General features: G+C 66.0%; 11 protein-coding genes. 5 read left to right on the top strand and 6 right to left on the bottom strand.

The features are described 5' to 3' along the window. From ACFOD4_RS06145 to ACFOD4_RS06125, 5 genes are read left to right on the top strand one after another with little or no spacing between them, the layout of a single operon-like run. Positions 1–1188, top strand: coding sequence for an aminotransferase (locus ACFOD4_RS06145; protein ID WP_379595057.1), 1188 nt, complete (start codon positions 1–3; stop codon positions 1186–1188). Between the two features lie 44 nt (positions 1189–1232). Next, positions 1233–2480: an ABC transporter substrate-binding protein gene (locus tag ACFOD4_RS06140; RefSeq protein WP_379595056.1), complete on the top strand. Its 1248-nt coding sequence runs from the start codon at positions 1233–1235 to the stop codon at positions 2478–2480. Between the two features lie 19 nt (positions 2481–2499). Beyond that, positions 2500–4329 carry an ABC transporter permease gene (locus ACFOD4_RS06135; protein ID WP_456316877.1) on the top strand — a complete coding sequence of 610 codons (1830 nt, stop codon included), beginning with the start codon at positions 2500–2502 and terminating at the stop codon, positions 4327–4329. Further along, positions 4326–5078: an ABC transporter ATP-binding protein gene (locus ACFOD4_RS06130; protein ID WP_379595054.1), complete on the top strand. Its 753-nt coding sequence runs from the start codon at positions 4326–4328 to the stop codon at positions 5076–5078. Before ACFOD4_RS06135 ends, ACFOD4_RS06130 begins: the two co-directional genes overlap by 4 nt. Then, positions 5071–5772, top strand: a complete 702-nt coding sequence (locus ACFOD4_RS06125; RefSeq protein ID WP_379595053.1) for an ABC transporter ATP-binding protein — start codon at positions 5071–5073, stop codon at positions 5770–5772. The genes ACFOD4_RS06130 and ACFOD4_RS06125 overlap by 8 nt, the downstream gene beginning before the upstream one ends. A 158-nt stretch (positions 5773–5930) precedes the next feature. On the opposite strand, the gene ACFOD4_RS06120 is transcribed toward ACFOD4_RS06125, so the two are convergent. From ACFOD4_RS06120 to ACFOD4_RS06095, 6 genes are all read right to left on the bottom strand, one after another. After that, positions 5931–6203, bottom strand: coding sequence for a hypothetical protein (locus tag ACFOD4_RS06120; RefSeq protein ID WP_379595052.1), 273 nt, complete (start codon positions 6201–6203; stop codon positions 5931–5933). Between the two features lie 158 nt (positions 6204–6361). Next, complete coding sequence (locus ACFOD4_RS06115; protein ID WP_379595051.1) at positions 6362–7447, bottom strand: aminotransferase class III-fold pyridoxal phosphate-dependent enzyme; 1086 nt, start codon at positions 7445–7447, stop codon at positions 6362–6364. Positions 7448–7527: 80 nt separating this feature from the next. Then, the gene (locus ACFOD4_RS06110) at positions 7528–8331 is read right to left on the bottom strand and encodes an SDR family NAD(P)-dependent oxidoreductase (protein ID WP_379595050.1); all 804 of its coding nucleotides are present in this window, start codon (positions 8329–8331) and stop codon (positions 7528–7530) included. A 106-nt stretch (positions 8332–8437) separates the two neighbouring features. Further along, positions 8438–9691, bottom strand: a complete 1254-nt coding sequence (locus ACFOD4_RS06105) for a cytochrome c (RefSeq protein WP_379595049.1) — start codon at positions 9689–9691, stop codon at positions 8438–8440. Beyond that, entirely contained in the window at positions 9688–11463 is a 1776-nt protein-coding gene (locus tag ACFOD4_RS06100; protein ID WP_379595048.1) for a GMC family oxidoreductase, read from the bottom strand. Before ACFOD4_RS06100 ends, ACFOD4_RS06105 begins: the two co-directional genes overlap by 4 nt. Next, complete coding sequence (locus tag ACFOD4_RS06095) at positions 11460–12209, bottom strand: gluconate 2-dehydrogenase subunit 3 family protein (RefSeq protein WP_379595047.1); 750 nt, start codon at positions 12207–12209, stop codon at positions 11460–11462. Before ACFOD4_RS06095 ends, ACFOD4_RS06100 begins: the two co-directional genes overlap by 4 nt. Positions 12210–12540 lie beyond the last annotated feature (331 nt).

The following is a 12540-nucleotide window of genomic DNA, read 5'->3' as shown; positions in this document are numbered from 1 at the left end:
ATGCCGAGCCTCCCCTTTTCCGCCCGCGTCCGGGCCACAACCGCCCCCCCCATTCCCGCGGCGCGTCAATGGGCCGCCCTCTACAACGGCGATGCCGGGCCGATGCTGGATCTTACCCAGGCCGTTCCAGGTTACCCTCCACATGCCGATATGCTGGCGAAGCTGGCCGAGGCCGCCGTCAGCAGGGCGGCCGCCGGCTATGGGCCGATCGATGGCGAACCCGGGCTGCGCGAAGCGCTTGCGGCGGAACTCTCGGCTTTCTACCGCAGCCCGATCAGCGCCGGCGACGTGGCGATCACCGCGGGCTGCAACCTGGCCTTCACCATGGCCATGACGGTGCTGGCCGGTACAGGGGATGAGGTTCTTCTGCCAACGCCCTGGTATTTCAATCACCGGATGGCGCTGGAACTGCTGGGTATCGGTACCCGCGCCCTTCAAACCCGGGCTGAGGACGGCTTCATCCCCGATCCGCAACGCTTGGCGGCGGCTCTGACACCCGCCACGCGGGCGGTTGTACTGGTGACGCCCAACAATCCAACCGGCGCTATCATTCCGCCCGCTATCCTGGCCGAGATCGCGGCGATCTGCCGTGCACGGGGGGTGTGGCTGGTGCTGGACGAGACCTATCGCGACTTCCTGCCTGAGGAGGCCACTCCGCCGCACAACCTGTTCGCTGAAGCAGACTGGCGGGATCACGTCGTACAGCTTTATTCCTTCAGCAAATCCTACTGCATTCCCGGTCATCGCGTCGGCGCCATCCTCGGTGGCGGCGCCTTCCGGGCGGAGCTGTTGAAGCTGATCGATACCATGCAGATCTGCGCACCGCGCCCGGCGCAGGCTGCGCTTTGCTGGGCGATCCCGGCGCTGGCTGGCTGGCGTGCAGGCAACCGCGCCATCATGGCTCGCCGCGCCACGAGCTTCCGTGCCGCCATGGGCGCGGCACCGTCCTGGCGCATCGATGCCATGGGCACGTATTTCGCGTATCTCCGCCTGCCGGAGGCTTTGCCTGACGGGTTGGCGGTGGCTGAAGCGCTAGCGTCCCGGCACGGGTTGCTGACGCTTCCTGGGTCCTTCTTCGGTCCGGGGCAGGAGCGGCATTTGCGGCTGGCCTTCGCCAATGCGCCGGAAGAATCGCTGGCCGCTCTGCCGGAGCGGCTCGCCGCCCTGGACATCTGCGCCACGGCCTGAATGATGCGGCAGCGACGCCGCGCCCGACAAAGGACGTTTCCGCCATGACCGACCGCCTCACCGCCCCGCCCCCGAACGGACGGCGGGCCCTGCTGGCAGGAGCAGCGGGGCTGGCCGCGGCGAGCCTCGCAATGCCTGCCCTTGTGCGCGCGCAGTCCTCGTCCATCCGCGTCGGGGAGATCAATTCCTACACCGCCCAGCCTGCCTTTCTGGGCCCTTACCGCAATGGCTGGCTGCTGGCGCAGGAGCAGGTGAATGCCGCAGGCGGCATCGACGGGCGGCCCATGGAAACCCTGTTCCGGGATGATGCCGGACGCCCGGAAGACGCGGTACGGATCGCCGCCGAGCTGGTGGCGTCGGAGAAGGTGGCACTGCTGGGTGGCGGCTACCTGTCCAATGTTGGGCTGGCCCTGGCCGACTACGCCCGCCAGAACAAAGTGCTATACGCCGCATCCGAACCATTGACCGATGCTCTGGTCTGGTCCCGGGGCAATCGCTACACCTTCCGCTTGCGGCCTAGCACCTACATGCAGGCCGCCATGCTGGTGGAGGAGGCGGCGAAACTGCCCGCCCGGCGCTGGGCAACCATCGCGCCCAACTATGAATACGGCCAGTCGGCCGTGCGGTGGTTCAAGGAGTTGTTGGCCAAGGCACGGCCCGATGTGGAGTTCGTCGGCGAGCAGTTCCCCGCGCTGGGCCGCATCGAGGCCGGCTCCACGGTTCAAGCGCTGGAGCGGGTGCGGCCTGATGGCATCTTCAACGTCACCTTCAGCACCGACCTGCTGAACTTTGTCCGGCAGGGCAATACGCGCGGCCTGTTCGAGGGCCGTTCGGTCGCCTCCATGCTGACCGGGGAACCGGAGTATCTGGAGCCGTTGGGCGAGGAATGTCCGGAGGGATGGATCGTCACCGGCTACCCGCGCGACGAGCTCGACAATCCCGTCCACACCGCGCTGCGCGACGCCTACCGGGCGCGGTTCGGGGAGTTGCCGCGCTGCGGCTCCATTGTCGGCTACGATACTGCCCTTGCCATCGCCACCATGCTGCGAAAGGCCGGCAGCACGGAGGTCGAGCGCATGGTGGAGGCGTTCAAGGGACTGCGCTACCCGACCGGCTATGGCACCGGCGAGGTAGAGTTCCGCGCCCTGGATCACCAGGCCACGCTGGGCGCCTTTGTCGGGCGGACCAGCCTGAACGGCCGGGTGGGTCGCATGGTGGACTGGCGATACGCGGATGGCGCACGATATCTGCCCTCGGACGAGCAGGTGAAAGCCTGGCGTCCGCAGGGCTGATCCGGCCTTGGAGATCCTAGTGCTCCAGGCCCTGAACGGCCTGGCCAGCGCCTCGTCCCTGTTTCTGGTGGCCTCGGGACTGACGGTGATCTTCGGCGTCAGCCGCATCGTCAACTTCGCCCATGGCAGCTTCTACATGCTGGGCGCGTATCTGGGCTGGACGCTGCTGAGCCAAGGACCGCTCGCCGATGCGGGGTTCTGGGGCTTTTGGGGCGGTATCCTGCTGGCAGCACTGGCTGTGGGTGCCCTGGGCGCGCTGGCGGAGACGGCCATTCTCCGCCGCATCTACCAAGCGCCGGAACTGTTCCAGCTGCTCGCCACCTTCGCCCTGGTGCTGGTGGTGCAGGACCTGGTGCTGCTGCTTTGGGGCGCGGATGACAAGTTCGGCCCCCGCGCTCCACTGCTGCGAGGCGCCGTGCAGATCCTGGGGCTGCGATTTCCGCTCTACGACCTGTTCCTGATCGCGGTGGGGCCGGTGGTGCTGGGTCTGCTGTGGTTGCTGTTCCACCGCACCCGCTTCGGCATCCTGCTGCGTGCTGCGACGCAGGACCGGGAGATGGTGGCCGCGCTGGGCGTCGATCAGAAGCTGCTGTTCACAGGGGTATTCGCCTTGGGATCGGCACTGGCCGGGCTGGGCGGCGCGTTGCAGATCCCGCGTGAGGCGGTGACCATCCACATGGACATGGCCGTGATCGTCCAGGCCTTCGTGGTGGTGGTGGTTGGCGGGCTCGGTAGCCTGCCGGGAGCCTTCCTGGCGGCGCTGTTGATCGGCGAGTTGCACGCCTTCGGCATTCTGGTGTTTCCCCGCATCACGCTGGTCCTGGTCTTCCTGGTGATGGCGGTGGTGCTGGTGCTGCGACCCTACGGGCTGTTGGGCCGCAAACCTGAGGGTGAGCCGCCCGCCTCGGAACTGGCGCCCCCCCTTCCCGGGCCGACGCCTCGCTGGGTCAGCGGCTTCCTTCTGGCCGCGCTGGTGACGCTTCTGGCGGTGTCGCCTTGGCTCGGCGAGTATCCGCTGATCCTGCTGGCCGATTTCGTGGCACTGGCCCTGTTCGCGGCGTCGCTTCACTTCATCATGGGTCCGGGCGGCATGGCGAGCTTCGGCCATGCCGCGTATTTCGGTGCCGGCGCCTACGCCGCAGCCTTGCTGTCCCACCACTTCGCTGCGCCGATGGAGGCCGGGCTGCTCGTCGCTCCCTTCTTCGCCGGACTGGTCGGGCTGGTGTTCGGCGCCTTCTGCGTGCGGCTTTCCGGGGTTTACTCCGCCATGCTGACGCTGGCCTTCGCGCAGATCGCGTGGAGCGTTGCCTTCCAGTGGAGCGAGGTGACGGGTGGGGACAACGGGATCCTCGGCGTCTGGCCCAGCGCCTGGGCCGCCGGAAAGCTGACCTACTGGTACCTGTCGCTGGCCTTGTGCGGCCTCGCGATCTGGCTGCTGCGCCGGGCAATTCGTTCACCTTTCGGACTGGCTCTGAGGGCGCAGCGGGACAATCCGCGGCGCGCCGAGGCCATCGGCATCGACGCCTTCCGCATCCGCTGGGCCGCCTTTGGCTTGGGCGCCGCAGGCGCCGGGCTGGCCGGTGCGCTCTTCGCCTATGGCAAGGGCAGCGTGTTCCCCTCGTCACTTGATATCCCGCGCAGCGTGGACGCGCTGCTCATGGTGCTGCTGGGCGGAGTGCAGACCCTCGCCGGCCCCGTGGTGGGCGCCATCGCCTATGCCGGGCTTCAGGAGCAGCTCGCTCGGTTGACCGATCTCTGGCGGATGCTGCTCGGGATGGTGATCCTGGCCTTGGTGCTGTTCTTTCCCCGGGGCCTCGCCGGTGCCTTCCGGCTGCGGAGCCGGGCATGATCCCGTTGCTGCAGGCTGAGGCGTTGGTGAAGTCCTGGGGTGGCGTGCGGGCGGTGGATGAGGTGTCCTTCACCCTGGCACCGGGAGAGATGCTGGCGCTGATCGGCCCCAACGGCGCCGGCAAGAGCACCTGCTTCAATCTGCTGAACGGCCAGCTCCAACCGGATTCGGGACGCGTGCGGCTGCTGGGGCAGGACGTCACTGGGCTGCGCCCGCGCGCCATCTGGCGACTTGGCGTCGGGCGGACCTTTCAGGTCACGGCCACCTTCGGCTCGATGAGCGTGCTGGATAATGTGCGAATGGCGTTGCTCTCGCACCATCGTCGCCTGTTCGGCCTTTGGCGGCCGGCGGACCAGCTGATGACGCGCGAGGCGGAGGTCTTGCTGAGCCGGGTCGGCATGGCGGACCAGGCCGCTCGTCCCTCCGGCGTGCTGGCCTATGGTGAGCTGAAGCGGCTGGAGCTGGCCATGGCGCTGTCCAACCATCCGCGGCTGCTGCTGATGGATGAGCCCACCGCCGGCATGGCCCCCTCAGAGCGCGTGGCATTGATGGCGCGGACCGCCGGCATCGCCCGCGATGCAGGCATCGCCGTTCTGTTCACTGAGCACGACATGGACGTTGTCTTCACCCACGCCGACCGGGTTTTGGTTCTGGACAGGGGCCGGCTGATTGCCGCGGGTGCGCCGGAAGCGGTCCGGGCCGATCCCCTGGTGCGGCGGATCTACCTGGGTGGGCTGGCGGATGCTTGAAGTCCGGGATTTGCACGCACATTACGGCCAGGCGCACATTCTGCACGGGATCTCGCTTTCCGTGGCAAAGGGCGAGGTGCTTTGCTTGCTAGGGCGCAACGGCGCCGGCAAGAGCACGACCATGAAGAGCATCATGGGGCTGGTGCCAGTCACCGCCGGCAGCGTGCGCTTCGGCGGCGAAGATCTGGCAGGACGCAGGCCGCACGCGATCGCAAGAGCCGGAATCGGCTACGTGCCTGAAGAGCGGCGCATCTTCGCGGGGCTCACCGTTGCGGAAAACCTCGAGGTAGGACGACGCCCCGCGTCGCCTGGACTTGCGCCCTGGAATACGGATCGGGTCTTCGCCCTCTTCCCCGCCTTGGCCGCCATGCGATCCCGACCAGCCAGCAGGATGAGCGGCGGCGAGCAGCAGATGTTGGCCGTTGCGCGAACCCTGATGGGTAATCCTGCCCTGCTGCTTCTGGATGAGCCATCCGAGGGGCTGGCGCCGGTTGTGGTGGAAAGCATGGCCGCTACGGTGATGGCGCTGAAGCAGGAAGGGCTGGCAATCCTGTTGTCGGAACAGAACTTGGCCTTTGCCGGCGCTGTCGCGGACCGCGCTCTCGTGCTGGAAACCGGTCTCCCGCGCCATGAAGGAGCCATGGCGGCGCTTCTGCAGGATGCCGCATTGCGCCAACGCTATCTGGCGGTCTGAGAACTGCGGCACGTCCGAGCGCCGAGTCCGCCGCCGCCTTCGAGGCTCCATCCGCAAATTGCCGACGATCAATGAGGCACCGGAAAATGCCTGCTATATCTGATCCGGTAAGGCCGGGCCCCCATGGATCAAACGCCTTCATCACCGTCTCCGGCCTCCTACCCCAGCATCCAGAAGACGAGCCATCCCGCTAACCAGCCACCCAGAATACCGATAACACCTCCCAGCATGACGTCGCGGAACAATGCTTCGGCACGTCGAAGTTGCCGCCTTGCACGGGGCGCCTGAAAAAGCGCGGACAGGGTCGCCGCCCCTGCCCGCGCCCCGCCATGCCGTCCGCCTCGCCCGTTGCAGTTGTCGGGGGGTCCTCCCGGGGGATGCGGGATGGCCCAACTGGCCGGGTCGAGAGGGTTTGGATACGGCATCGGCATGACGAAGATGCGAACATAAACAGAACATGAACGCAAGCGAGAAGCCGATCATATAGAACAAAAACGGAAAGTGTGGCATCCGCCAAGCGGCTCGCATCTTCCCTCCGCACCGCGGAACAGGTATTTCCAGCTTTCGGGAGGAGTTGGCTTGGCCGCGGCTAGGTCCTCGCCGCGGCGATCCGGCGCCGCAAGTAGGTCTCTGCCTCATCCTGAGGCAGAACGCCCAGGCGGCGCAGGCCAGACAAGGCATGGGCATAGTCGTGCCGGACATCAGGCGCTTCGGCCCGCCGGCGGGATAGTGTCCAGGCATGCTGGATGGTCACCATCACGACGTGGGCCGCGATCAATCCTGCGAGCAGGTCCAGCTCCTCCGGCCGTAGTGGACGAAGGGCGTGGAAAGCTTCAACAACATCGCCCGGGCCCGCGAGCGGATGCCCTTCCGGCTGGAGCTGATCGGCACAGGCACGGGCCAGAGCATCTACCGATGGTGCGTAGGCCAGCGCCTCGAAGCCGGTGATGCCGATGATGGCTGCATGGTCGTCCTCGGACACCCGGAGGTTGCGGCGGATCAGCTCGAGATGCACGGGCTGCACCGGCAGGCGCAGCAAGCGCGGCGCCAGGTTGCGCTCGAACCGCTCCAGCAGGCCGGCGGCCAAACCACGATCGCCAATTTGCGGCAGGCTGGTGATCAGCTTCCACAGGCCGGCCATGCGCCTGACGGGCAGTCCGGAAGGTTTTGGGTCAGCGCCGTCGGCTTGCTCGGCCAGGCCACGATCCAACTGCGCCAGCATCGTGCCCACAGCGCGACGCTGGCGGTGGCATGGCGCCGTCAGGTGCATGGGCCGACCGGGCAGGTGATCCAGCAGCCGAAGACGGCAGGATTGCCCGCCGATTCCTGCGGTCGCTTCCGCCCCCCGGCCGCACAAAGGCCGGTGCAGTCGCGGCACCGGCAGTTCCGGGTGCGCGCGGGCAAGGTTCAACAGGGTGACGGTTTGAAAATGGGCAAGCCCGGGCTCCTCTGCAGGGTGCAACACCTGCAGGACGAAGCCTCGTCCATCTTCGGTGGCAAGATGGAAGGCCAGGTATCGCCCGCCCGCCAGCCGCGTTGCCCGGCCATGAAAGCCGAAATGACGCGCAGCCATGGCTTCCGCCTCGGCCGCCGACAGCTCCGCCAGGGGAAGTTCAGCCAGGAAGCCTGCCCCTGTGGCCATGTACTCCTGGCTGTTGCCTCGCTCTTCCGCCATGTTCCGAGCCCTGATCCGCACATGATCCTGCCCCGGCAGCGGCTTTCCAGCCAGAGGTGCTGCCGCAGGCTCCTGCAGGCTCAGATCGCCATGGTGGAAACGGAACCGCCATCGACGCGGATGTTGGTGCCGGTGCAGAAACTGGCGCCGGCGGAGCAGAGGAACAGAATGGCGGCGGCCACTTCCTCGGCCCGGCCACGCCGGCCCAGCACCAGATCGGGCCGCTCCTGCTTGAGGAAGCTTTGTACGGCCTCGTCGAAGCTTGTGCCATCTTGCCCTGCGCGCTTCTCCATCATCGCATCCGTCATGGGGGTTTCGATAAAGGCCGGGCTGACAGCGTTCACCAGGATGCCTTGGCCGGAATAGGCTTTCGCCAGCCCCTTGGTGAGGTTGAGCAACGCGGCCTTACTGGCGCAGTAGGGCAGCTCATCCGGATAGGGCTGCACCCCGTCCTCGGAGGAGACGAGCACGATTCGACCATGACGTTGCGCCAGCATGCTGGGAATGAAACCCCGCAGAACACGGACGGCACTCATCAGGTTCGTGTCCAGCGCCTCCATCCAATCCTTATCGGATTGCTCGTGGAAGAGGCCCTGGGCACCGGTGATGCCGGCGCAATGCGCCACGATGTGCACCTGCCCGAGGTGATCCAGCGCTGAGCGGCACAGGGCTTCGACCTCGCCGGGCTGCGTCAGATCGGCGGAAAAGGTAACGATGTCTCCCAGCGGGCTCAGCTGCGCCGCCACTTGGCGGAGCGCCTCATCCGACTTATCGCTGAGCACGACCCGGGCGCCCTCGCCCAGCAGCTTGCGGGCGGTTTCCAATCCGATGCCAGAATCGCCGCCCGTGACAACGGCGCCCTGCCCGCGAAGTCCGTACTCCATCTCCGGTCATCCTTGCTGAACAGGCAAGCCAACGCCGCAGAGAGGAGGAGGTTCTACGTGCTCCGGCGGATGTGTGCGCGGGAGCAGCGGCCCCCGCCCTTTTTTCTCAGTGCCCGGCGGCTGGCATCGCCACCCCGGCACTGCGCTCACGCATCTGGCGTGCCTGATCCGCTGTCACGGGAGCGGCCGCGTTGCCCCAGCTGTTGCGGATAAACGTCGCCACATCCGCGACCTGCTGGTCGCTCAGGCGAAAGCCGAAAGCCGGCATGGAGGGACCCGTCACGGCATGCCGGGTCGCAACAGACTGCGCGCCCTGCAGGACGACCCTCAGAATACCGGACGGATCGTTCTGCTGAATGTTCTGGTTGTCCGCCAGGCGCGGAAACATGCCGGCGACACCGGAGCCGTTCCCGACGTGGCAGGCCGCGCAGCCATCGTCATAGATTGCCGCGCCACGTTGCATCCGCGCGTCACTGGCAGCAACAGGCTGCGGCGTACCAGGACCGGCCGCGCCGCGCTCCTTCAAATAAACAGCGATGGCCTTGAGTTCCGTCTCGGGCATCAGACTGGTGGAGTACTGCACCACCTCCGCCATGGGGCCGCTGGCGGCGCTTCGTTCGGTATGGCCGGTCTTCAAGTAGGTGACGATCTCCTCCACCGACCAAGCGCCGATACCAAGGCGGCGGTCAGCGGTGATGTTGGGCGCGAACCAGCCCTGCAAGTCCCCGCCCTGCAGATGCTCGGCCGACTTGTCACCGCCCATGATGTTGCGGGGCGTGTGGCACATGCCGCAATGCCCTGGCCCCTCCACCAGATAGGCGCCGCGATTGAACTCGTCCGACTTCGACGGGTCGGGCCGGAACTCGCCCGGCGTGAAGTTCAACCAGTTCCAGCCGATCATCGCCGTGCGGATGTTGAAGGGAAAGGGCAGTGTATCCCGGTCCACATCGTTGTGCACGGCAGGCAGCGTGCGGAGATAATCGTAGATCGCATCGATGTCCTTGCGGGGCATCTTGGTAAACGCGGTGTATGGGAAGGCGGGATAGAGGTGCGTGCCGCCCGGCCCGATGCCGCGGCGCATGGCATCGTCGAACTCGTCGCGCGTCCAGCGGCCGATCCCGGTCTCATTGTCCGGCGTGATGTTGGGCACGGAGATCTTGCCGAATGGCGTCTCCAGCATGTGGCCACCGGCCATCGACTTGCCGTCGGGCCCGATGTGGCAGCCCATGCAATCGCCGGCGTTGGAAAGCGCGCGGCCGCGCTCCACCTCGACGAAATTGTCCGCGTCGGCACGGACGGTGCCGGTGCCGAGCACAATGGAGGCGAGCAGCGTCGCCGCGAGGATAGAAGCGCGCATCATGCGTCCACCAGGGCCTGGCCAGGGTTCTTGAGGTACTGGTTCTTGATCGCATCCAGCGCCCAGTAGGTCAGCGCGCCGACCGTTCCCGTCGGGTTGTAGCCGGCATTCTGCGGAAACAGGCAGGCACCAGTGACAAAGACGTTCGGCGCATCCCAGTGCTGGCAATAGCGGTTGACCACGCCCTGGTCGGGTGTGCTGCTCATCACCGCGCCGCCGGTGTTGTGCGTCGTCTGGTAGGGAACGACGCTCCAGGGGCCGCGCTTGTAGGTCTTGACGATGCGCTGCGGGCCCATCGCCTTCATGATCTCCTCCGTGCGGTCCACGATGAAGCGCGACATCTTCAGGTCGTTTTCCTTGAAGTCGAATGTCATGCGCATCAGCGGATTGCCGAGCCGGTCCTTGTAGGTCGGGTCGAGGTCCAGATAAACGTCGCGATAGGCCATCGACGAACCCTGGCTGCCCACGCTTTGCGTATGGCCATAGGTCTCGGCCGTTGCCTTTTTCCACTCCGAACCCCAGCGCGGCGTGCCGGGCGGCACGGGGCGCGACGAGATCGGACGGCCATGCGGGGTGTTGCAGTTGATGTTGGCGCCACCGACGAAGCCGAGCCGGGCGTGGTCGAAATTATCGCCGTTGAAGTCGTCCGCCATCATGCCCTGCGAGCCGGCGCCAGCAAACGGATTGAAATGCGTGTCCTTGTCGAAATAGCCGACAACGCCGGCATTCGTCTGATAGGCGTAGTTGCGGCCCAGCGTACCCTTGCCTGTCGCAGGATCATACTGCGTGCCGAGGCCCGACAGCATCAGCAGGCGGACGTTGAAGGTGGCGTAGGCGGCAACAATGACCAGCTCGGCCGGCTGTTCCCATTCGCGCCCGGCGGAATCGACGTAGGTGACGCCGGAGGCCATGCGGCCATCCATCGTCTTGTTGATGCGCGTCACCTCGCACAGCGTGCGGGCCTCGAAATTCGTGTGACGCATCAGCGCCGGCAGCACGCAGGTCTGCGGGCTGGACTTCGAGTAGTTGGCGCAGCCGAACCATTCGCAGAACCCGCAATAGGTGCAGGGCGCGAGGCGGACGCCGTAAGGATTGGTGTAGGCTTCGGAGATATTGGCCGAAGGCAGCGGGAACGGGTGCAGCCCGAGTTCCTCGGCCGCCTTCTTGAACTTGATCTGCGCCAGATTCGGGCGCAGCGGCTTGGTCGGATACTCGTCGGAGCGCCAACCCTCGAACGGGTTGCCGCCTTCCTGGATCACCCCGCGGATGTTGCCGGCCTTGCCCGAAATTCCGCATACCTTCTCGAAGAAATCATAGTGAGGCTCCAACTCGTCGTAGGAGACCGGGTAGTCCTGGATGGTCATGTCCTCGGGGATGTAGTGAGCCCCGTATCGTTCAGTGTAGTGCGAGCGCAGGCGGAAATCGTTCGGGAAGAAGCGCCAGGTGTGGCCGTTCCAGTGCATGCCGGCACCGCCCACGCCATTGCCCGGTAGGTAGGAGCCCCATTTGCGGATCGGCAGCGCCGTCTGGCTCATGGTGTTGCGCGCCGTGTCCGTGGTCTGCGCGGTGCGCAGGAAGATGTCCTGGCGGATCGCGTAGCGCAGCTCATCCGGCGCGGTGCCGATGTTGTAGTCGGTGGCGGTGTCGCGCCACGGACCGCGCTCGATGGCGACAACGTCCAGGCCGGCCTTGGACAGCTCATACGCCATGATCGAGCCCATCCAGCCGAGCCCGACAACAACGACATCCTTCTTGGGGAGGCGGGTCGCGTTCATGCCGGCTTTCCATTCCAATCGGGACGGCCCATCAGCGAAACGGGCGGCTTGTTGTAAGGCTTGCCGGGATCGGCCAGCACATCGCGGAAATCGTATCGTACACCGGGGAAGCCGATCATCTTCCAGCTCGCCATGTCCTTGTTGCCGCCATAGATCGGGTCGGCGAAAAAGCCTTCCATCGTGTTCTGCAGCACAAGATTGAAGAACATGGTGGTGGTGAGCTTGGGCGCGCTGAGGTCGGGCAGCTGCACCTCGCCCTTCTCCATGGCCGTCAGCAGCTTGTCCTGATCGGAGGGTGAAAGCTGCTCGAAGGTCTTGCCACCGAAGTTCTGGCGGCAGTGCTTCGCAAGTGCTGCGAGCCCGGCGCGGTATTGCTGCTGCGGCACCAGTGGCGACTGGATGCCCTGTTGCGGCAACGGCTTCTCGGCGAAGGGACCCTGCATATAGTACCAGTCATAGGTTCCCCAGGGACCCGCGAGCTGCCGGTCGATGAACACCGTACAGCCGGCATCCTTTCCGCTCGGGCTGAGCTCATCGGCGGGGATCAGCCGGCTGACAATGGCATCCAGCGCCGCGACTTCCTCCGGACGCAGGAATTTCCAACCGCCCGGCCGGACCAGTTCAACCGGATAAGCTTCGTTTGGCGACCAGGGGAGGCGTCCGGTGACGCTTCGGGCGAGCACGGGGCTTGCGAAAGCCACCAGCGCTGTCGCCGACAGCAACTGGCGACGTGTTGAGTGAGGCATGACCGCTCCCTTGCTACCCAATGCAGGAACCGGTCCGGTGAGACGTTACGCTTGGTGTCCCTTCGGCAAGCAAAGGCGAAGGGGGAACTCATCAGGCAACAGAATCGCCGGGCAGGCGGCTGGCAAAGCAGCAGCTAGGGCGACCGATGACAAACCATGTTTTCTGAATTCGGAGTAAGGTGCCGGACTGAACCTGAATCCCCTTCAGCCGCCCACCGGGGCCCCATTGGCGCTGGACAGCGCAATCAGCGTCGTGCGAGGCGGCAGGGCGGGATCGAAGGCCGGCCAACGCGTCGCGGGATTTGCGAAACTGGCACCGGGCCCGGTGCCG

The sequence above is a fragment of the Teichococcus globiformis genome (genome assembly GCF_042646265.1).
In the GTDB taxonomy this organism is placed as follows: domain Bacteria; phylum Pseudomonadota; class Alphaproteobacteria; order Acetobacterales; family Acetobacteraceae; genus Pseudoroseomonas; species Pseudoroseomonas globiformis.
The sequence above is the reverse complement of the archived record's forward strand: the minus strand, read 5'-3'. Positions and strand labels throughout refer to the sequence as shown.

What these genes read in the sequence shown, in the direction of transcription:
- ACFOD4_RS06115 (WP_379595051.1), bottom strand. Translation starts at nt 7,447, where the DNA reads ATGGCGGAAGAGCGAGGCAACAGCCAGGAGTACATGGCCACAGGGGCA.
- ACFOD4_RS06130 (WP_379595054.1), top strand. Translation starts at nt 4,326, where the DNA reads ATGATCCCGTTGCTGCAGGCTGAGGCGTTGGTGAAGTCCTGGGGTGGC.
- ACFOD4_RS06145 (WP_379595057.1), top strand. Translation starts at nt 1, where the DNA reads ATGCCGAGCCTCCCCTTTTCCGCCCGCGTCCGGGCCACAACCGCCCCC.
- ACFOD4_RS06095 (WP_379595047.1), bottom strand. Translation starts at nt 12,209, where the DNA reads ATGCCTCACTCAACACGTCGCCAGTTGCTGTCGGCGACAGCGCTGGTG.
- ACFOD4_RS06120 (WP_379595052.1), bottom strand. Translation starts at nt 6,203, where the DNA reads ATGCCGATGCCGTATCCAAACCCTCTCGACCCGGCCAGTTGGGCCATC.
- ACFOD4_RS06125 (WP_379595053.1), top strand. Translation starts at nt 5,071, where the DNA reads ATGCTTGAAGTCCGGGATTTGCACGCACATTACGGCCAGGCGCACATT.
- ACFOD4_RS06140 (WP_379595056.1), top strand. Translation starts at nt 1,233, where the DNA reads ATGACCGACCGCCTCACCGCCCCGCCCCCGAACGGACGGCGGGCCCTG.
- ACFOD4_RS06105 (WP_379595049.1), bottom strand. Translation starts at nt 9,691, where the DNA reads ATGATGCGCGCTTCTATCCTCGCGGCGACGCTGCTCGCCTCCATTGTG.
- ACFOD4_RS06100 (WP_379595048.1), bottom strand. Translation starts at nt 11,463, where the DNA reads ATGAACGCGACCCGCCTCCCCAAGAAGGATGTCGTTGTTGTCGGGCTC.
- ACFOD4_RS06110 (WP_379595050.1), bottom strand. Translation starts at nt 8,331, where the DNA reads ATGGAGTACGGACTTCGCGGGCAGGGCGCCGTTGTCACGGGCGGCGAT.